This is a genomic window from Azospirillum argentinense, assembly GCF_000632475.1.
Classification (GTDB): Bacteria; Pseudomonadota; Alphaproteobacteria; order Azospirillales; family Azospirillaceae; genus Azospirillum; species Azospirillum baldaniorum.
On record NZ_CP007795.1, the window covers coordinates 555,329 to 573,229 of the forward strand.

General features: G+C 70.6%; 19 protein-coding genes. 11 read left to right on the forward strand and 8 right to left on the reverse strand.

Translation table 11 applies throughout. The features are described from left to right. Positions 1 to 16: 16 nt before the first annotated feature. From pedA1 to ABAZ39_RS24935, 6 genes are read right to left on the reverse strand one after another with little or no spacing between them, the layout of a single operon-like run. Positions 17 to 1,207, reverse strand: coding sequence for a lanthanide ABC transporter ABC transporter substrate-binding protein PedA1 (pedA1, locus tag ABAZ39_RS24910; protein WP_040136631.1), 1,191 nt, complete (start codon positions 1,205 to 1,207; stop codon positions 17 to 19). 13 nt (positions 1,208 to 1,220) lie between these two features. Further along, positions 1,221 to 2,045, reverse strand: coding sequence for a formylmethanofuran dehydrogenase subunit C (locus ABAZ39_RS24915; protein WP_040136633.1), 825 nt, complete (start codon positions 2,043 to 2,045; stop codon positions 1,221 to 1,223). Then, a complete protein-coding gene (fhcD, locus tag ABAZ39_RS24920; protein WP_040136635.1) occupies positions 2,042 to 2,941 on the reverse strand; it encodes a formylmethanofuran--tetrahydromethanopterin N-formyltransferase in 900 nt (299 codons plus the stop codon). The genes ABAZ39_RS24915 and fhcD overlap by 4 nt, the downstream gene beginning before the upstream one ends. Positions 2,942 to 2,954: 13 nt before the next feature. Beyond that, positions 2,955 to 4,604 (reverse strand): formylmethanofuran dehydrogenase subunit A, encoded by a 1,650-nt coding sequence (locus ABAZ39_RS24925; RefSeq protein ID WP_040136637.1) that lies wholly within the window; start codon positions 4,602 to 4,604, stop codon positions 2,955 to 2,957. Next, positions 4,598 to 5,899, reverse strand: a complete 1,302-nt coding sequence (locus tag ABAZ39_RS24930) for a formylmethanofuran dehydrogenase (RefSeq protein ID WP_051658507.1) — start codon at positions 5,897 to 5,899, stop codon at positions 4,598 to 4,600. The genes ABAZ39_RS24925 and ABAZ39_RS24930 overlap by 7 nt, the downstream gene beginning before the upstream one ends. 4 nt (positions 5,900 to 5,903) lie before the next feature. After that, the gene (locus ABAZ39_RS24935; RefSeq protein WP_040136641.1) at positions 5,904 to 6,281 is read right to left on the reverse strand and encodes a 4a-hydroxytetrahydrobiopterin dehydratase; all 378 of its coding nucleotides are present in this window, start codon (positions 6,279 to 6,281) and stop codon (positions 5,904 to 5,906) included. A gap of 133 nt (positions 6,282 to 6,414) precedes the next feature. Here ABAZ39_RS24935 and ABAZ39_RS24940 point away from each other — a divergent pair, with 133 nt between their 5' ends. Genes ABAZ39_RS24940 through fae form a run of 7 tightly spaced genes read left to right on the forward strand, consistent with a single transcriptional unit; the run spans position 6,415 to position 12,803 of the window. After that, the gene (locus ABAZ39_RS24940) at positions 6,415 to 7,410 is read left to right on the forward strand and encodes a beta-ribofuranosylaminobenzene 5'-phosphate synthase family protein (protein WP_040136643.1); all 996 of its coding nucleotides are present in this window, start codon (positions 6,415 to 6,417) and stop codon (positions 7,408 to 7,410) included. 33 nt (positions 7,411 to 7,443) lie between these two features. Then, positions 7,444 to 8,340: an NAD(P)-dependent methylenetetrahydromethanopterin dehydrogenase gene (locus ABAZ39_RS24945; RefSeq protein WP_040136645.1), complete on the forward strand. Its 897-nt coding sequence runs from the start codon at positions 7,444 to 7,446 to the stop codon at positions 8,338 to 8,340. After that, complete coding sequence (locus tag ABAZ39_RS24950; protein WP_247881740.1) at positions 8,306 to 9,457, forward strand: ATP-grasp domain-containing protein; 1,152 nt, start codon at positions 8,306 to 8,308, stop codon at positions 9,455 to 9,457. Before ABAZ39_RS24945 ends, ABAZ39_RS24950 begins: the two co-directional genes overlap by 35 nt. Beyond that, complete coding sequence (gene mch / locus ABAZ39_RS24955; protein WP_040136647.1) at positions 9,457 to 10,446, forward strand: methenyltetrahydromethanopterin cyclohydrolase; 990 nt, start codon at positions 9,457 to 9,459, stop codon at positions 10,444 to 10,446. The genes ABAZ39_RS24950 and mch overlap by 1 nt, the downstream gene beginning before the upstream one ends. Further along, on the forward strand, positions 10,436 to 11,323 hold the full coding sequence (locus ABAZ39_RS24960; protein ID WP_040136649.1) for a RimK family alpha-L-glutamate ligase: 888 nt from the start codon (positions 10,436 to 10,438) through the stop codon (positions 11,321 to 11,323). Before mch ends, ABAZ39_RS24960 begins: the two co-directional genes overlap by 11 nt. Positions 11,324 to 11,376: 53 nt before the next feature. Then, entirely contained in the window at positions 11,377 to 12,264 is an 888-nt protein-coding gene (locus ABAZ39_RS24965) for a triphosphoribosyl-dephospho-CoA synthase (protein ID WP_247881741.1), read from the forward strand. Between the two features lie 11 nt (positions 12,265 to 12,275). Continuing rightward, positions 12,276 to 12,803: a formaldehyde-activating enzyme gene (fae, locus tag ABAZ39_RS24970; RefSeq protein WP_308217017.1), complete on the forward strand. Its 528-nt coding sequence runs from the start codon at positions 12,276 to 12,278 to the stop codon at positions 12,801 to 12,803. A 5-nt stretch (positions 12,804 to 12,808) separates the two neighbouring features. Here the strand turns inward: fae and ABAZ39_RS24975 are convergent, their stop codons facing one another. Beyond that, entirely contained in the window at positions 12,809 to 13,516 is a 708-nt protein-coding gene (locus tag ABAZ39_RS24975; protein ID WP_040136651.1) for a HisA/HisF-related TIM barrel protein, read from the reverse strand. A 34-nt stretch (positions 13,517 to 13,550) separates the two neighbouring features. On the opposite strand from ABAZ39_RS24975, the gene ABAZ39_RS24980 reads away from it, so the two are divergent. The 4 genes from ABAZ39_RS24980 to ABAZ39_RS24995 are packed head-to-tail and all read left to right on the forward strand — an operon-like array spanning position 13,551 to position 17,471. Beyond that, the gene (locus ABAZ39_RS24980) at positions 13,551 to 14,540 is read left to right on the forward strand and encodes an ATP-grasp domain-containing protein (protein WP_040136654.1); all 990 of its coding nucleotides are present in this window, start codon (positions 13,551 to 13,553) and stop codon (positions 14,538 to 14,540) included. A gap of 18 nt (positions 14,541 to 14,558) precedes the next feature. Next, positions 14,559 to 15,641 carry a hydantoinase/oxoprolinase family protein gene (locus ABAZ39_RS24985; protein ID WP_247881742.1) on the forward strand — a complete coding sequence of 361 codons (1,083 nt, stop codon included), beginning with the start codon at positions 14,559 to 14,561 and terminating at the stop codon, positions 15,639 to 15,641. 20 nt (positions 15,642 to 15,661) lie between these two features. Next, a complete protein-coding gene (locus ABAZ39_RS24990; RefSeq protein ID WP_247881743.1) occupies positions 15,662 to 16,621 on the forward strand; it encodes a quinoprotein relay system zinc metallohydrolase 2 in 960 nt (319 codons plus the stop codon). 4 nt (positions 16,622 to 16,625) lie between these two features. After that, positions 16,626 to 17,471, forward strand: coding sequence for a quinoprotein dehydrogenase-associated SoxYZ-like carrier (locus ABAZ39_RS24995; RefSeq protein ID WP_051658508.1), 846 nt, complete (start codon positions 16,626 to 16,628; stop codon positions 17,469 to 17,471). 27 nt (positions 17,472 to 17,498) lie between these two features. On the opposite strand, the gene ABAZ39_RS25000 is transcribed toward ABAZ39_RS24995, so the two are convergent. Next, on the reverse strand, positions 17,499 to 17,840 hold the full coding sequence (locus tag ABAZ39_RS25000) for a hypothetical protein (protein ID WP_040136658.1): 342 nt from the start codon (positions 17,838 to 17,840) through the stop codon (positions 17,499 to 17,501). Positions 17,841 to 17,901 lie beyond the last annotated feature (61 nt).

A 17,901-nucleotide genomic window follows, 5' to 3' on the forward strand; every position in this document is an offset into this window, starting at 1 on the left:
CCTGCCGGGGCTTTTCTCAGCGGTTGCGGCACCGGCTTTCCGGGCGATCGTCGCCGAGCGTGTCGAGTTCCGAGAACTGGTGCAGGTAGCCCGGCTGCGGCGACACAGAGACGAGCACCCGCGGCCCGGCCAGCAGCACCGGCTGCCGAAGCTGCCCGTCCCAGTCGCGGAAGGTCAGCCCCTGCCCCTTGAAGGCCGGCAGGGTGAAGTCCGGGCCGCGCACGAAGGCGGCGAGCGCCGCGGGGTCGGCGGCCTTGGTGCGGGTCGCCGCCTCGCCCACCGCGCGGATGGCCATCCAGGCGGTGTAGTCGCGCGGGCGCATCCAGCGCCCGGCCTGCCGTTCGAAGCGGCTGTGGATCTGCGTCGCCCCCCACTGCTCATGCACGCGCGACCACGCGGTCGGGACGAGCCCATGGGTGCCGACGACCGGGCGGGGCAGCCACGTCTGGTAGAGCAGATACTCGCCGAACCCGTCCGCCTCGTCGGCGACGACCAGCACGTCATGCTCGGTGCCCTGGGTGAAGGTGAGGATTTCCGACTGGACGGTGACATGCCCGGTGTCGACGCGGCGGTTCGCGTCCTCAAAGGTCCAGCGCTTTTCCTCGATGATTTTGGCGCGGTAGCGTTTGGCGGCGGCGCGGATCGCGTCGGCGTAGGCGGCGTCCTGCGGCGTCCGCCCGACCACCAGCAGCCAGTTCATCCATTTCCGCGAGGCGAGGTACTGGGCCAGCGCGTCGGCCTGCATCCGCCGGCTGGGAGTGACGTGCAGCAGGTTGGCGCGGCAGCGCTCGTTGCGCAGGTCGTCGTCCGGGGCGCGGGTGTTGAAGATCAGCATGTCGGCCGCCTCGGGCGCCGCCGCCGCGGCGAGCAGGGCGTCCTCCTTCAGGTCGGCGACGAGCAGGCGCACGCCCTGCCCGGCGAGGTCGCGCACGGCGTCCTCGACGCGTCCGTCCTCCGGCACCGTCACCTCGACCAGATCGAAGCGCTGGTTGAGAAACCGCCCGGTCGTGTTGTTGTCGACGATGGCCAGGCGGGCGCCCTGGACGCCCTCGTCCTCCGACACCGGTTCGAGGAAAGTCTGGGGGATCCGCGGCTCCTCCGCGCGGGTCAAATAGCCGATGCGGACCACCAGCGGATCGGCGCCCCACGCCGGAGACCCGAGCAGGAGCGCCGCGGCGATGGTCAGAAGGGCGGAGGCCCGGCTCACCGGAGCGCGCCCGTTATGCCTCCGCAAGAATAAGCACCTCTCCGATCCCCCCGGCCGACCGGTCGCCGATAAGGCGCCGGGCGCGGGTTCCGGCGGTTGGAAATCCACTGGGCCAAGCCCCGCCATCAATCAGCTCCTTCCGCATCAGGTCCAAAAACAGCCAGTCGTTCATGCCGCCGTCGACGAAGCCGGACGGAACGGCATCCGGCGCTTGGGGCAGCAGGATGGAGCCGCGCCGCATGGCCTGCCCCGGATCGGGACCACAGCCCGCGCCGACGACGATGGTCCCGGCGATCATCCGGGCGCCGCACAGGCTCCCCACCCGGCCGTGGACAGCGATCAGCCCCCGCCGTATCCGCTCGCCGACGCGGTCCCCGGCGTTGCCCGCAACGACGACGGAGCCGCCGCTCATGCCGCGCGTGCCGCCGGCCAGCGGCGCCCCCAGGAAATCGCCGGCATCGCCCGCGACGCTCAAGTGCCCGCCGGACATTTCGGCGGCGGCGAAGGCGCCGCAGTTCCCCGCGACGGTCAGCGTGCCGCCGCGCATGGCGCTGCCGGCGTAGGCGCCGCACTCCCCCTCGACCCGAATCTCTCCAGTGCTCATGCCGGTCCCCACCCCGTCGAGCACCGCGCCGCCGGGGCGCAGGATCAGGGTAACGGGAGGGCCGCCGTCCTCCAGCGTGAACAGCGCGTCCAACCGGTAACGCCCCCGTCCACGGACCAGCATCAGCCGGGCCAGCGCCTCCCGCCCGCCCTCAATCAGCCGTTCGGGCAGGACGCCGGTCATGTCGATGGGCGGACCGGCAGGGTCTCGAATGGTGAGGACGATGCCGCTCATGCCATCACCTCATGCAGCCGGAACTGGTAGCGGCCGAGCTTGCCGCCGTAATTGCCGGCGGTGACCGACACCACCCCACCCGCGGCGCCGAGGTCCGCCACGGCGGCGATGCCCGCGCGCATGGCGGCGGCGACCGCCGCCTCGCTGACCCCGTCGATGACCAGTTCGAGGATGGATTCCACTCCCTCCGGCACCAGCGAAACCGGCACCGCCGCCCGCAGGGTCGGGCAGAAAGCGGTGTTGGTGGAGGCGATCATGCCCTTGTACTTGCCGCCGATCTTGGAGCCAGAGCGGACCACCCCGCCGGGAAAGGGCAGGATCGCCCCCGGCAGCTCGCGGATCGCCAGGACCGCGGCCTGCGCCGCCGCCAGCCCGGCGCGGCGGTCGGCCGCCAGGATGATGAAGTTGCCGCCGCCGACGCCGTCGACCGCCGCGGTGGCCGCCTCGCACAGGAATTCGCCGTCCATGACCGGGATGCGCCAATAACGGCGGGACCCGACCCGCTTGGCGATCTGCCAGCCGTCGCCGAAATAGCGCAGCGCGTTGCCGAGCGGAATCGCAGAACCCTCCCGCAGCCCCGCGTAGCAGGCCGTCCCAGGGCAGGTCATGACGCATTGCCCGACGCGGCGCGCCACCTGCTTCGCCAGCTCCGCCTTCGACATGGCAAACAACAGAACCGCTGCGCCGGGCCGCGAGTCCGGCGTCTCCTCGGGCGGAAGCGGACGCTCCATCGCCGCCTCGCAGCCGCAGGCGATCACCGAGGTGGCAAAGCCCGTCATGCTGACCACCGCCGCCTGCACCCAGGCCGGCGTGTCGGCGGTGATCACCAGCCGCGTGCCGAGCATGGGGAAGGCCTCGGCGAAGGTGTCCTCGATGTGGACGCCGTTGAGCCGCATCAGAACGCCCCCATCAAAATGATCCGGGCTGACACGCGTGGCGGACCAAGCCATTGCCGCCGCGGATTTCCTCCTCCGCGATGCGGAAGTGCGTCAGCCGCTGGCCCATGCGCTCGTCGAAGCGGCGCGCCATCCAGGATTCGATCGTCGGGTCGTAGGCGGGCTCCACCACATGCGTGCGCCCCTGGAGGAATGCCACCACCACGCCGTTGCGGACGATCAGCCGGCCATCCTTGAAGACGAGGTCGGGTTTCTCGAACATGGCGCGGCGGTCCGGCCGGTCGGTGTAGACGGTGATGTCGGCGACCGCCCCCGGGCCGAGATGGCCGCGGTCGGTCAGGCCCAGGATGCGCGCCGGCGCGGCGCGGGTCATGGTGGCGATCTCTCCCAGTGAATACTCGCGCGTCAGCGACCCCAAGATGGTGTGTTCCGGCAACGCCGGGTGCAGCTCCGCCATCCGGGCGAGGCGGTAATCGCGGTCCATCAACAGGCGGATCAGCTCGGGATAGCTGGTGAAGGGCGCGCCATTGGGGTGGTCGGTGGTAAGGAATATCCGCCAGGGGTCCTCGATCAGCAGGAACAGCTCCAGCCCGATCGCCCATTGCAGGGCGTTGACGAAGGCCTTGTCGCGGTAGCGGAAGGGCACGACGCCGCAGCCGGCGTCGCATTCGATGTCCATCATCACCCATTTCTTCGGGTGGGCGAGCCCGGCGTTGTTCATCTGCGCCATTGTGTCGGCCGAGGCCGTAACCGTCTGGCCGAACATGATCTGCCCGACGTCCACCGAGATGTTGGGCCGTCGGTTGACCGCCTCGGCCACCCGCGCGGCAGCGGAGGAGAATTTCCGGTCGCCCTCCGCGCCGTAGGCGTGGAACTGAACGTGGGTGAGGTGGAGCCGCAGACCGTCGACCGCCGCAATGCTGTCGAGCGTCGCCTCGACGTTGCCCGGCACGCCGAGGTTGAAGCCGTGCAGATGCAGCGGGTGCGGAATGCCCAGCCGCTGCACCGCCCCCGCCAGGGCGGTGAGGATGCGGCGCGGCGTGATGGCATGGAAAGGGCCGCTCTCGTCCACGTCGAGGCGGCGCTGGTTGTATTTGAAGGCGTTGATGCCTCCGGGATTCACCGCCTTGACCGCGAGGCTGCGCGTGGCGTTCAGCATGAAACCGACGTAATCGGCCACTGCCGCCTCCCCGGCGCCGGAAGCGAGAAGCTCCAGCAGCAGGTCGTCGTTGCCCAGCACCAGATAGCCGCCGGTGTCGATCAGCGGAATGTCCGCCATTTCCAGATGCGCGTGGCGGGCGTTGCTCGGCAGCATCGCCGGCTCGAAGGCCGCCGTGTAGCCCATCTGGGCGTAGCGGCAGCCGGTGGCGTGTGTGGATGGGGTGGCGAGGTCGACGCATCCGCAAGGCTCCTGCGCCGACGCGCGATGCTCTTCGGCCATCAGCAGACGCGCGATGTTGACCTTTCCACCGGCGATGTGGCTGTGGATGTCGATGGCGCCGGCCATCACAACCCGCCCGGACAGGTCATGGACCTCGTCCGGCGCGGCGCCGGGGCCGGGATCGGCGACGATCCGCCCGTCCCGGACGAACAGGTCGCCCACCGCGCTGTCGCGCCCGTTGGCCGGGTCGTAAACGCGCCCCCCGGCGAGCTTCGTCAGCATGCGGGGGCCTCCTCTGGCAGGGCGGCGGCGATGGCCTTCAGCACGATCGCGGCGTCCGGCAAGCCACGGTCGATCAGGCCCCGCGCGTGCAGGGCGACCACCGTGTCGCTGCGGAAGACGTGGGCTGCATGGTCGATGCCCGGCGTGCCGACGGGGATGAACACCGCCGGCTCGTCGGCAAAGGCCGTTCCCGGCGGGGCCAACGCAATGACGGTCTGCCCCGCGGGAAAAGCCGGCACCTCCGGCCGGAAGGCGGACACCCAGACGACGGTGTCCGCCACCTCCGCATAGCGCATCCAGGCGAAGCGATGGGGATCGTGCAGCGGCGCCCCTCCGGCCAGCGACGTGCGCAGCGGCACGCCGAAGCGCCACGTGCAGACCTGATTGACCCCGACCACGTTGTCGTGCCCGGCCAGCGGCAGGCCGGCGCAGCGGGTGTGCCGGTTCGCGTCGCGCACGAGTTGAACCAGCCGCTCAACCGTCAGGTCGGCGTGCGGGCTTGCAAAAGCAGCGGCGGCCCAGGCCACGACAGCGTAGCGCGCCTTGCGCAGCCGCTCCGCCAGGGCGGCGATATCCTCCGCGGCGATACCAGCGGCTCCCGCCGCTCGGGACGGCTCGGCCAAGGCCGCGGCCAGCGCCGCCGCCACGTCCCCGACCCGCGCCGGGTCCCCAGGCAAAATGGTGACAGGAAGGTTGGAAAGTGCCGCCAGGGTGCTGTCCAGCGGCGCGCCGCACAGGAACACCACCTCCCGTGACGGCGGTGTTTGGAAGGCCGGCGCGGGCGCCACCCAGCGCTCGAAGAGGCGGGGATGCAGCGCCGCCGGGTCCGGTCCGGCCACCACCAGCAGGTCGCAGCGGTTGCGCAGTTCGGCCAGGGTGGTGGCGATCCAGCCCGTGCGCTGGAGCACCGCCAGATTTCGGTACAGCCCGTCGGACAGCGCGTGATCGACCGCCGCCCCCAGCCGTTCGGCGAGCGACAGGGCGGCCCGCGCGCCATTGACGTCGGTGCCGAGACCGGCGACCAAGGGCGCTTGCGCTGCCGCCAGCACCGCCGCGGCGGCGTCCACCGCCTCCGCCAGCGGCACCGAAACGCCCGCGACGCGCGGCGCTTCTGCCGGCGGCGTACGGGAAAAGCGCTCGCGCGCCACCGGGCAGTCGGTGGAGCGCACCGCCAGCGTCGACGGCGGTTCTTCCTCGACGGTCAGGTCGTCGCAGCCGAGGCCGCAGAACGGGCACACGACGTCGCGATGGACGACGGGTCGCGCGACGGGAGGGGTTGGCCGCTCGCTCGCCATGCCGTCAGTCGTACTTGATGTAGGCGAAGCGCGGGTCGTCGCGGGGCGTGCCCTCCAGGGCGCCGCCGCCGCGGGCGGGCTGCCACTGGATGACCTCCTCGATCTTGCGGGCGAGGTCGAAATCCTTGTCGGTGATGCCCTTGGCCGAGTGGGTCTTCAGCCGCACCTCGACCCAGGCGTAGGAGGCAGTGAGGTCCGGATGATGCCACGCGGCCTCGGCCAGATGGCCGACCGTGTTGATCACCATCAGGGTGCCCTTCCAACTGTTCGTCTTGTACTTCCGCCGGATCCAGCCGTCCTCGAACCGCCACCGCGGCAATATTTTCTGCAGTCGCTCAACGATTTCCGTATCGGAATAGGTGGTTTCCTGAACCGCGGTCATGTCTTCCTCCCCGAAGCGACCGAACAGTCCTCACCCCGAAGAGGTATATACTATTGGATCGGGGTCTTTCTTTAACGAAAGATTATCATGATCAAAAGAACGACGCAACTTTCCTTAAGCGAGTGAGGTCCTCATGCCACTCGGCGTCGATGAAGTCAGGGAGGTGCGGGTCACGGCGCCCGCGCGGTTGCATCTGGGGTTTCTCGACATGAACGGCGGTCTGGGCCGCCGTTTCGGCAGTTTGGGCCTGACGCTCGACGGGATGGCGACGACGCTGCGGGCACGCCCGTCCGACCGCCTCTGCGCGAGCGGCCCGTCGGCGGAGCGCGCGCTGAAAGCCGCGCGGGCGGTCTGCGACCGCTTCCGCTGGCCGGCCCGTGCCGAGTTGACGGTGGAGGAAGCGATTCCCGAGCATGTCGGGCTGGGGTCCGGCACCCAACTCGGCTTGGCGGTCGGCACCGCGCTCGCCCATCTGCACGGGCGTCCTTCGACGGTTCGCCGCCTCGCCGCGGAACTGGAGCGCGGCGCCCGCTCGGGCATCGGGATCGGCGCCTTCGAGAGGGGCGGTGTAATCCTCGACGGGGGCCGGGGGCCGGACGACGCGCCGCCGCCCATCATCGCACGCCTGCCCTTTCCAGAGACGTGGCGCGTCCTGCTGATCCTGCACCGCGACGGCCAAGGGCTGCACGGCACCGCCGAGTTGCAGGCCTTCAAGGCGCTGCCGCCCTTTCCGGCGGAGCGGGCCGGGCATCTCTGCCGCCTGATCGTCATGGCGGCGCTTCCCGCGCTGATCGAGGGCGATGCCGACCGTTTCGGGCGGGCGGTGGGCGAGTTGCAACGCACCGTGGGCGACCATTTCGCCCCGGTCCAAGGCGGGCGCTTCACCAGCCCCCTGGTGGCCGAGGCGCTAGCGTGGCTGGAGGCCGAGGGCATTCCCGGCGTGGGACAGACGTCCTGGGGGCCGACCGGTTTCGCCATCGTCGGCGACGCCCGGCGGGCCGAGTCCCTGCTGGCGGAGGCGCGGCGCCGCTGGGCGGGGTCCGCGCTGGACTTCCATCTGGCCCGTGGCCGCAACGACGGCGCGACGCTGGAATCCACCACCGACCGGGTGGTGCTGCGGGCCTCCTGACCCCTCACACCCGAGCCAAGCGGGAGGCGCGCGATGGCCGCACCCTATGTTCTGCACATGCTGACGCCGCTGAAGCACGTCAGCGCCTTCGACGTCAACATGGCGGCAGACGCCGGCATGGGGCCGCTGTTCCCCTACACCGGCGTCGCGCTGGAGGAGGTCACCGGCATCACCCAGGACGCGATGTTCTCCCGCGATCCGGCGAACGCGGCGCGCACCGGGCTGTTCATCGGCGGGCGCGACGCGGTCTTGGCTCTCGACATGATGGACGCCGCCCGCAAGGCCATGTTCGCGCCCTTCACCATCTCGGTCATGGTCGATCCGTCGGGCGCCTTCACGACGGCCGGCGCCATGGTTGCCGTCGTCGAGCGCGCCCTGCGCCGCAGTCACCCGGACGGGATCAAAGGGCTGAATCTCAAGGTGTTCGGCGCGACCGGCGTGGTTGGCGGGATCGCCGCCGTGATTGCGGCGCTCGCCGGCGCGCGCGTCACACTGGTCAGTCACCGCGGTCTGTCAGGCGTGGAACCGAAAGCCGCCGAGTTCCGGCGGCGCTTCGGGGTGGAACTCGCCTGCGCCGATGCGCCCGACGACGCGGCGCGGGAGGCGCTGCTCGTCGACGCCGAGGTGGTGTTCGGCTGCGGGCGGGCGGGCGTGCAGATCCTGTCGGCGCGCAACCTCGCCGCGGCGGCCCGCCTGCTGGTCGCGGCAGATATCAACGCGGTGCCGCCGTCCGGGATCGAAGGGGTCGGTGCCAAGGACAACGGCACGCCACTTCCCACCGGGCGCGGCGTCGGCGTCGGCGCGCTGGCGGTCGGCGCCGTCAAGTTCCGGGTGCAGCACGCCCTGCTGACGCGCCTCGCCGCGGCAAAGACGGCGGTGTATCTGGATTTCTGCGATGCCTACGACGCCGCCCGCCAGATCGCCGGTTGAGTCGGTGGTGGAGAGGCCGGACATCCTCGTCGCGGCCCTGTCGGCGCGGGCGCTCGCCGCCGCCGCCCGCCGCGCCGGCCGGCGGCCGGCGTCCATCGATCTGTTCGCCGATCTCGACACCAGACAGCTTGCCGAGCCCTGCCTGCGTCTGCCCGCCGAAGGTCTGCGTCTGGAGTTCGGAGCCCTTCGGGAGGCTCTGGCGCGGGCGGAGCTGCAAGGCGTGCCGCTGGTCTACGGTGCCGGCTTCGAAGACGATCCGGCGCTGCTGGCGCGCCTCGCGGAGGATCGCCCCCTGATGGGCAACCGGCCTGAGGTGGTGGCGCGTGTCAAGGACCCGTTCCGCTTCGCCGCGACCCTGGACCGGCTCGGCATCCCCCATCCTCCGGTCGCGCCGGCCTGGGACGGATCGCCCGGCGACCATCTGCGGAAACGGATCGGCGGCAGCGGCGGCGCGCACATCACCCCAGCAACGGACGGTAAAGCCAATCTGGGCTGGTACATCCAGCGCCGCGTTGCCGGTCATGCCCTGTCGGTCCTCTTCCTTGCAGACGGCGACCGCGCGGTCATCGTCGGCTTGAGCCGGCAGTGGACCGTGCCGACCGCGGCAAGCCCCTACCGCTACGGCGGTGCCGCCGGGCCATGGCGCTGTCGGGAACGGTGGAGCCGCACCTTGCCCACCATGATCGGCCGCCTCACGGCAGCGTTCGAGCTGGTCGGGCTGAACAGCGCCGATTTCCTGGTGACCGGCCCGGACTTTCATCTGTTGGAGATCAACCCGCGACCGGGCGCGACGCTGGACGTCTTCGACCGTCCACCGATGCCACCTTTGCTTGGCCTTCACTTCGACGCCTGCGCCGGGCGTCTGCCCGAGCAACTTCCCAAGCTGTTGAAGTGTCGGGCAGCGTTGGTGCTCTACGCCGACGCCGCCACCCGGATCGAGGCGGGTCGGCGTTGGCCGGTCTGGACCGCGGACCGACCGGCGGCACCGACCATCATCGGGCGCGGCGAGCCGGTCTGCACGGTGTTCGGCGACGGACCCAGCGCCACCGCGGCGCGACGCCACGCCGAGCGGCGGCAACGCGAACTGGCGGCCCTGACCGCGATGGAGATGCAGTGATGACCACGGAAACGCCGTCCGATCCGCGCCCAAGCCTCGCCGCGCTGTCGGCGCCGCTGGTCGAACGGCTGGTGGCCGATGCCCCGGTGCTTCGCCTCGGCATCCAGAGGGTCGGCGGGGCCTGTGTCGTCGATGCCGGGATCGGCCATCCCGGCGGGCTGGAAGCCGGACGGCGCATCGCCGAACTGTGCATGGGCGGCCTTGGCCGGGTCGCGTTTGGACCGGTCCCCGGCCCGCCATCCTGGCCATTCGGCGTCACCGTCCACAGCGCGCAGCCGGTCCTCGCCTGCCTCGGCAGCCAATACGCCGGCTGGAGCCTCAGCCACGGCAGCGGCAAGGGCGCCTTCTTCGCGCTGGGCTCCGGTCCCGGCCGCGCGCTGGCCCGGCAGGAGGCGCTGTTCGACGAGCTGGACTACCGCGACGCCGCCGACGCGGCGGCCTTCGTCATGGAGGCGACGGCGGTGCCGCCCGCCGATCTGATCGCCCACATCGCCGCCACCTGCGGCATCGCCGCGGATCGGCTGACCCTGGTCCTAACCCCGACCCAGAGCCTCGCCGGCACCACCCAGGTGGTCGCCCGCGTGCTGGAGGTCGCCCTGCACAAGCTGCACGCGCTCGGCTTCCCGCTCGGCCGCGTCATCGACGGCATCGGCATGGCACCGTTGCCGCCTGCGGGCGGCGGCTTCCTCACCGCCATGGGCCGGACCAACGACGCGATCCTCTACGGCGGCACCGTCCATCTCCACGTCACCGGCCCTGACGACGCGGCGGAGGATCTGGCACACCGCCTGCCCTCCGCCGCCTCCCGCGACCATGGACGCCCCTTCGCGGAGATCTTCGCGGCGGCGAAGGGGGACTTCTACGCCATCGATTCCATGCTGTTCAGCCCGGCGCGCGTGACCGTCACCGCGCTGGACAGCGGGCGCAGCTTCCACGGCGGAACCCTGGGGCCGGACCTTGTGGAGCGCTCGTTCCGCGATGTCCGGTGAGCGCGTGGCCCTGATCCTCACCGAACGGCCAGACTGGCACACGCCGCGGCTGGTCCGGGCCATCGAGGCGCGCGGCCTGCCCTGCCGCTGCGTCTCGCCGCGGCGCTGCGGGATCGCCGTCGGCCACACGGCGACGGGCCTGCTGATCCCCGGCTTCGAGGACACGCTGCCGGCAGGCGTCTTCGTCCGCGCGGTGGGCCAGGGCAGCTTCGAGCAGGTGACGCTGCGCCTCGGCGTGCTCCACGCGCTGCGCGACCTCGGGGTGCCGGTCCACAACGACGCGCGGGCCATCGAGCGCTGCGTGGACAAGAGCATGACGAGCTTCCTTCTCTTCCGCGCCGGCCTGCCGACCCCGCCAGCCCTCGCCACGCAGGAGGCCGAACCGGCCCGATACATCCTCGATGATGCGCCCGACCAAGTCCTAAAACCGCTGTTCGGCGCGCAGGGTCGCGGCCTGCAACGGCTGGACAGACCCGACGCGCTGCCCGACGCCGAAGCGGTCGGCGGCGTCTACTACCTCCAGCCCTTCATACCGCCACCGACCGAAGGCGCGTGGCGGGACCGCCGTGTCTTCGTGACAGGCGGGCGGGCGGTCGCCGCGATGACCCGGCATGGGCGGAGCTGGATCACCAACGTCCATCAGGGGGCGACGTGCGAGGCCGCTCCCGCCGACGATGAGGCTGCCGCGCTTGCCGTCCGCGCGGCCGCGGCGGTCGGCGCGAGCTACGCCGGCGTCGACCTGATCCGGGACCGTGCGGATCGCTGGCTGGTGCTGGAGGTCAACAGCATGCCGGCGTGGCAGGGCCTGCAACGGGTCAGCGCGGTGGATATTGCCGAGGCCCTGGCCGCCGACTTTGTGGAGCGGGTCGGCGCATGATCGGCGGGCACATGATTGATTGGGCGCCGATTCCCCCCGACCCGGCCTCCGGCGTGGCCGGCGCCTACCGCGCCGCCTGCCATATGGAACTGCGCGCGCTGAAGCCCGGAAACGTCCACATCCATGCCGAAGGGCACGGCATGACCGTCGCCCAATTCCTCGCCAGCGCCGACGCGACCGCGCCCATCCTCGCGCGGCCGGGGCTGAGCGTCGGGGAGCGGCTGCACGCCGCCGTCTGCGCCACGCGGGACGCCGTCGGCTGCAACACCAACCTTGGCATCCTGCTGCTGGCCGCACCGCTGGCCCAGGCCGCGCTGATGCCCGGAAACGCCCCCTTGCGCGAGCGGCTGGACCATGTCCTCGCCAGCCTGACGGTGGCGGATGCCGATCTGGCGTTCCAGGCGATCACGCTGGCCAAACCCGGCGGGCTGGGCCGCGTGGAGGGGGCGGACGTGCACGCCCCGGCGCGGGTGACCCTGCTTGACGCCATGCGGGAGGCGCAGGACCGCGACACCATCGCCCGGCAATACGCGACGGGCTTCGCGGACATCTTCGACACCGGCGTGCCGAGCCTGCGGCGATGGTTGGCGGCCGGGGCGGGCTTCGAGCAGGCCACGGAAATGATTTGTGTCGAATTCCTCGCCACCCTGCCCGACAGCCATGTCATCCGAAAATACGGGCGGGAGCGGTCTGAATGGTTACGCGCACGGGCTTCGGAATTGAGGGAAAACACGGCCCCGGATCGTGCATTCACGCTAACGCGATCGCGCTTGGCGGAACTGGACCGGGACCTCAAATACAATGGCGTCAACCCGGGAACGACCGCGGATATTGTCGTGGGTTGCCTCCTTGCGTTCTGGCTCATGCAATCCCCGCAGCCGCCCGTCATAACGGACGTTCTTCGAAAAGACGCGCTCCACGAAGAACGCCGGCAACACTAGGGAGAGAGGACATGCCGATGTGGGGAGGACAGTCCACGAAGATCAACCGCGTGCTCGTCGGCGAGTCGCTGGTCGGTGATGGGAACGAGGTCGCCCACATCGACCTGATCATGGGACCGCGCGGCAGCGCCGTGGAAACGGCCTTCTGCAACGCGCTGACCAACAACAAGGACGGCTTCACCGCCCTTCTCGCGGTCGTCGCACCCAACCTGATGTGCAAGCCGGCGACGATCCTGTTCAACAAGGTCACCATCAAGGGCGCGGAACAGGCGGTGCAGATGTTCGGCCCCGCCCAGCACGCCGTCGCCAAGGCTGTGGCCGACTGCGTGTCGGAAGGCACCATCCCGCAGGACGAGATCGACAACATCTTCATCTGCGTCGGCGTCTTCATCCATTGGGATGCCAAGGACAACGCCAAGATCCAGGACTACAACTACCGCGCCACCAAGGAAGCCATCGAACGCGCCGTCGCCAGCTTCCCGAGCGCGCAGGACCTGATGAACCAGAAGGACAAGGTGAAGCACCCCTTCGCCGCGTGATGGGCTTATCGGGACAGGGCCGCCAGCTCCGCGCCGCCGATGCGGCCGTCGTGCAGCGCCGTCGCCACCAGGGCGCCGGCGCTGCCGCGGGCTGCAAGGTCATGGAGGTCGTCGCCGTTGCGCACCCCGCCGGCAGCGAACAGGCTGGCCTGCGGCTTGGTCCGGCCAATCTCCGCGAGACGGTTCCAGTCCGGCCCCTCGCCCGATCCGACGCGGGCCAAGGTCATGGCGATGATCCGACGCGGCCACAGATTGGGGCGGTCCGGCAGGTCCGGCGGCCCGACGAAGCGGTCGCGGAAATCGAGCGAGAGGATCAACCGCTCCCAGGCCGGATCGCCCTTCAGCGCGGCCAGCGGCGCGAGATCGTGCAGGCTCTCGCTGCCGAGCACGGCGTCGCCGAGCCCCGACGCGACGAAGCCGCGCACCGCATCGGCGGTGCGGAACCCGGCATCGACCCAGAATCCGACATCGGGAAAAGTCGCTTTCAGCCGCGCCAGCGTTGGCCGGTTGTCGCCGGTGCCCTGGATGGCGTCGAGGTCCGCGGCGTAGACCACCGGGAACGGATGCAGGCGGAGCAGGCCGCCGACCACCGCCACCGGGTCATTGCCGGCGCACAGCGAGGAGCGCAGGGGTGGATAGCGGCCCCGGTCGCCGCGGCGGGCGTGCACCACGCCGCCTTCCCTCAGGTCGATCACCGGAACGACGTGGAACATTTCCTACTCCCTCGGCTGCATGGCGGCGGACAGAATGCACATCCTGGTCTGTGAATTCGTGACCGGCGGCGGCATGCCCTCGGAGACAGCCATCCCCGCCAGCCTCGCCAGCGAGGGCGACCTGATGCTCCACGCCCTGCTGGCCGACCTGCTGGAGGTGCCGGGGGTGGAGGTGACGGTCACCCGCGACGCACGCCTTCCGCCGCTCACGGCGCCCGTGCGCAGCATAACCATCACCGACCCGCGCGAGTCCTGGTCGCTTTGGGAGGACCTCGCCCGGCAGGCGGACGGCGTCTGGCCGATCGCCCCGGAAACGGACGGCGCGCTGGAGCGCTTCAGCCGCATGGTTGAAGCCAGCGGGCGCCGCCTGCTCAACAGCCGCACCGATGCAGTGGCCATCGCGTCCAGCAAAGCGACGACCGCGGCCATGCTGTCAGCGGCCGGGCTGCCCGTCGTCCCGGTCTGGCGGGTCGGTGTGGACGCCCCGCCGGGCGGCGGCCCCTGGGTGGTCAAGCCCGACGACGGAGCCGGCTGCATCGATACCCGGCTGATCCGCGACCATGCCGACTGGCGGGTCTGGCTGGGAGAGGCGGACCGGAGCGGCTTCGTGGCGCAGCCCTTCCAACCGGGCACGCCGGCAAGCCTGTCGATGCTCTGCCGCGATGGACGAGCGTGGCCGTTGACCGCCAACCGCCAGACCGTGTCGCTGTCCGGCGGCCGCTTCTCCTACGGCGGGGGGATCGTCGGCGGGATGGCGCTGTCCCCTGCCCTTACCGATCTCGCGCAGGGCGTTGCGGCGGCATTGCCCGGCCTGTTCGGGTGCGTGGGCGTCGATGTCATCGTCGGTCCCGACGGCCCGACGATCATTGAGGTCAATCCGCGCCTCACCACCTCCTTCGTGGGTGTGCGGCGCGCGACGGGGCTGAACGTCGCCGCAGCCGTGCTGGACCTGTCGCGCGATCCGCCGGTCCCGCCGCAGCCGGTGACGCGCATCGAACCGGTCCTTCTGACGCTTGAGGGGTGAGCCATGGATGGCGGCGCGTTGATCGGATTGGACATCGGCGGAGCGCATCTGAAGGCCGCCCTGTTCAATGAGGCGGGGACGCTCCGCGACCTCGACCAGTGGCCCTGTCCGCTCTGGTTGGGCCTCGACCGGCTGGAGCAGGCCGTCGCGGCGGTGATCGCCCGCTGGGGCCAGCCATGCCACGTCGCCGCGACGATGACCGGGGAGTTGGCGGACCTGTTCGACGACCGTGCCGACGGCGTGCGCCGCATCGCCGCCACGATGCGGTCCGCCCTGCCCGCTGCGACGCTCAGCGTCTTCGCCGGTCCCCGCGGGCTGGTGCCGGTCGATGCCGTGCCCGACTGCGCGGAGATGGTGGCCTCCGCCAACTGGTACGCCACCGCCTTGGTGGCCGCGGCGGGCGGAGACGGCATTCTGCTGGATGTCGGAAGCACGACGACCGACATCGTCCCGCTTGTCGGCGGCGGCCCGCTCCATGCCGGCTATTCCGACGCCGAGCGACTGGACAGCGGCGAAGTGGTCTACACCGGCGTCGTGCGCACTCCGGTCATGGCGGTCGCCCGCACGGTCCCCTATGGCGGAGGCCGGCGCGCGCTGATGGCGGAGCTGTTCGCGACCATGGCCGACGTTCACCGCCTGACCGGCACGCTGCCGGAGAGCACCGATCAGCACCCGACGGCGGACGGGCGCGACCATGGACTCATCGCCAGCGCGCGGCGTCTGCTGCGGATGGTCGGCGACGACCTGGAACCGGACGGCCTGCCGAAGGCCCGCCGCCTCGCCGGCCATCTCGCGGAACGCCAGCTCCGCCGGATCGAGGACGCGCTCGATCAGGTGTTGTCGCGGGGCTTGATGGCGGACGCCCCGCCGCTCGTCGGCGCCGGGGTCGGCCGCTTCCTGGTGCGGCGTCTGGCCGAGCGCCGGGGGTCGGCCTACCGGGACTTCGAAGCGCATTTGCCGGTGGCGCCGGCCTTGCGGGAACGCACGGGATGGTTCGCCCCCGCCGTCAGCGTCGGCTGGCTGGCCTTTGACGGTGCGCCGCACAAACACCTTTGCCCGGTTGCCGGGCCCGCCGACGCGGTTTCATACTTGCCCGATTGAACACAATGCAGGACCGGACGATGGCTGCTGCGGCCATGTTCCTCCGGCCGTCCGCACGCGCGGCGCTGGCCGGCGTCTGGCTGTCCGTCTGGCTGTTTGGGGCGGCGGCCCCGGCGACGGCCGATCCCCTGCCCGTGTTCGAGGTCGCCCCCGGCGTGTTCGTGCACGCCGGCCGCCACGAGGAAACCGACGCGACCAACGCCGGGGACATCGCCAACTGCGGGTTCATCGTCGGGGATGACGCCGTCGCCGTGATCGACAGCGGCGGCTCGCCGATTGTGGGACATCGTTTGCGTGAGGCGATCCGCGTCCACACCGACCGGCCCATCCGCTACGTCGTCAACACCCACATGCACCCGGACCACATTCTGGGAAACATGGCCTTCCTGTCCGACCGGCCCGATTTCGTCGCCCATGGCAACCTCCAGGCGGCTCTGGCGGCGCGCGGGGAGCATTACCGGCAGGCGTTCGACGCCGCGGTCGGTTCCGCCGCCGCCGCGGAGGTCCGGATCATCCCGCCGACCCTTGTGGTCGCCGACCGCCTGGAGCTCGATCTGGGCGGGCGCGTGCTCGACCTCGCCGCGTGGCCGGCGGCCCACACCGACAACGACCTGACGGTGCTCGACCGGCAGACGAAGACGCTGTGGGCCGGGGACCTGCTGTTCATGGAGCGGGCGCCGGCCATCGACGGATCGGTCCTCGGCTGGCTGCGCACCCTCGACGCCCTGGCCGCGGTACCGGCGGCGCGCGTCGTTCCCGGACACGGCCCGCCCTCGTCCCCCTGGCCGGATGCGGCCGGGGACCTGCGCCGCTACCTGAGCCGAGTCGTCGAGGGGGTCCGCAAGGTCCAGGCCGCCCACGGCACGATCCAGCAGGCGGTCGAAACGGTCGCCGACGACGAGGCGCCGCGCTGGCGCCTGTTCGAGTCCTACAACCCGCGCAACGTGACGGCGGCCTTCGCCGAACTGGAATGGGAATGACACCATGACCACACCGCACCGGACCATCGTCACGCTGTCGGGCTTCACGCTGTCGGGCTTCACGCTGGCGGGCGCCGCCTGGCTGTGCCTGGGCAGCGCGGGCGCTCTGGCGGCCTCGCCACAGGAGGAACGCTGGGACCTGCTGCGCGACATGTATTTCTCCGGCCGCACGGTCGAGGATGCCGGGTCGCTCCTCAGCCTGGAGGCACCGAAGCGAGCCAACGACGCGGCGGTCGTGCCCATCCGGATCGTGACAGCGCCGGAAAGCGGCGTCCAGGTGACCGCAGTTTACCTCATCGTCGATGAGAATCCCGTGCCGATGGCCGCGACCTTCCGCTTCGCCCACGGCGACAGCCCTCAGGCGGTGGACACCCGCGTCCGGGTCAACGCCTACACCAACATCACCGCCGTCGCGGAAACCGACGACGGGCGGCTGCTCCGCACCACGCAATTCGTCAAGGCGTCCGGGGGATGCTCCGCCCCGGCCCTGAAGAACGCCCAGCTCGCCGTCGCCCGCATGGGCAAGATGAAGCTGAACCTTCCCGACAACATCGTCGCCGGAAAGCCGCTGACCGCGCAATTGCTGATCAGCCACCCCAACTACACCGGCATGCAGTACGACCAGCTCAATTACTATTTCATCCCGGCCCACTACGTGAAGACCGTCGCCATCCGCTACAACGGGGCGCCGGTGCTCGACGTGCAATCGGACATTTCGTTGAGCGAAGACCCCAGCATCCACTTCTCCCTGGTGCCGGAAGAACAGGGAACGCTGGACGTCACCGCCGAGGATTCGAACGGACGGGTTTTCCAGGAGAGCTGGCCGATCCGCGCCAATTCCGGTTCCTGAAGGTCGCCTGGGCCGCCGCCGGACCCGTCAGAAGCATTTCAGGTCGGCGGCGACCTGGGCCTGCCGGAACTCGTTCAGCAGGTCCTTGATCCACCCGACGTCGCGCATCAGCGCGGCGCGCTCGCCGGGGGCCTCCTGCATGCCCCGCGCGGTCTCGACCGCCACGTAGCTGTCGTAAGGGAAATGCGCGGCGATCTCGTCGATGCTGCAGGAGCATTTGCGCACGACGTCCGGCCCCTGGCCGTTGGACAGCATGCAGCCGAGGACATAATCGACGCGGGCGTAGGTGGGATAACCGTCCTCGGCCCGCGCCGTGCCGCAGCCGATCAAAAGCGCAAGCAACGCAACCGGAACACCATTCCTCGTCATCGGGTCGGTTCCATGCTGGTCTTTCCGAAGAAATGCATTCTCATGGTGTGGCGATCAAGCA

Bases quoted from the DNA above. Each gene is read 5' to 3' on its own strand.
- ABAZ39_RS24915 (WP_040136633.1), bottom strand. From the start codon at position 2,045: ATGAGCGGCATCGTCCTCACCATTCGAGACCCTGCCGGTCCGCCCATC.
- fhcD (WP_040136635.1), bottom strand. From the start codon at position 2,941: ATGCGGCTCAACGGCGTCCACATCGAGGACACCTTCGCCGAGGCCTTC.
- ABAZ39_RS24925 (WP_040136637.1), bottom strand. From the start codon at position 4,604: ATGCTGACGAAGCTCGCCGGGGGGCGCGTTTACGACCCGGCCAACGGG.
- ABAZ39_RS24930 (WP_051658507.1), bottom strand. From the start codon at position 5,899: ATGGCGAGCGAGCGGCCAACCCCTCCCGTCGCGCGACCCGTCGTCCAT.
- ABAZ39_RS24935 (WP_040136641.1), bottom strand. From the start codon at position 6,281: ATGACCGCGGTTCAGGAAACCACCTATTCCGATACGGAAATCGTTGAG.
- ABAZ39_RS24940 (WP_040136643.1), top strand. From the start codon at position 6,415: ATGCCACTCGGCGTCGATGAAGTCAGGGAGGTGCGGGTCACGGCGCCC.
- ABAZ39_RS24945 (WP_040136645.1), top strand. From the start codon at position 7,444: ATGGCCGCACCCTATGTTCTGCACATGCTGACGCCGCTGAAGCACGTC.
- ABAZ39_RS24950 (WP_247881740.1), top strand. From the start codon at position 8,306: ATGCCTACGACGCCGCCCGCCAGATCGCCGGTTGAGTCGGTGGTGGAG.
- mch (WP_040136647.1), top strand. From the start codon at position 9,457: ATGACCACGGAAACGCCGTCCGATCCGCGCCCAAGCCTCGCCGCGCTG.
- ABAZ39_RS24960 (WP_040136649.1), top strand. From the start codon at position 10,436: ATGTCCGGTGAGCGCGTGGCCCTGATCCTCACCGAACGGCCAGACTGG.
- fae (WP_308217017.1), top strand. From the start codon at position 12,276: ATGCCGATGTGGGGAGGACAGTCCACGAAGATCAACCGCGTGCTCGTC.
- ABAZ39_RS24975 (WP_040136651.1), bottom strand. From the start codon at position 13,516: ATGTTCCACGTCGTTCCGGTGATCGACCTGAGGGAAGGCGGCGTGGTG.
- ABAZ39_RS24980 (WP_040136654.1), top strand. From the start codon at position 13,551: ATGCACATCCTGGTCTGTGAATTCGTGACCGGCGGCGGCATGCCCTCG.
- ABAZ39_RS24990 (WP_247881743.1), top strand. From the start codon at position 15,662: ATGGCTGCTGCGGCCATGTTCCTCCGGCCGTCCGCACGCGCGGCGCTG.
- ABAZ39_RS24995 (WP_051658508.1), top strand. From the start codon at position 16,626: ATGACCACACCGCACCGGACCATCGTCACGCTGTCGGGCTTCACGCTG.
- ABAZ39_RS25000 (WP_040136658.1), bottom strand. From the start codon at position 17,840: ATGACGAGGAATGGTGTTCCGGTTGCGTTGCTTGCGCTTTTGATCGGC.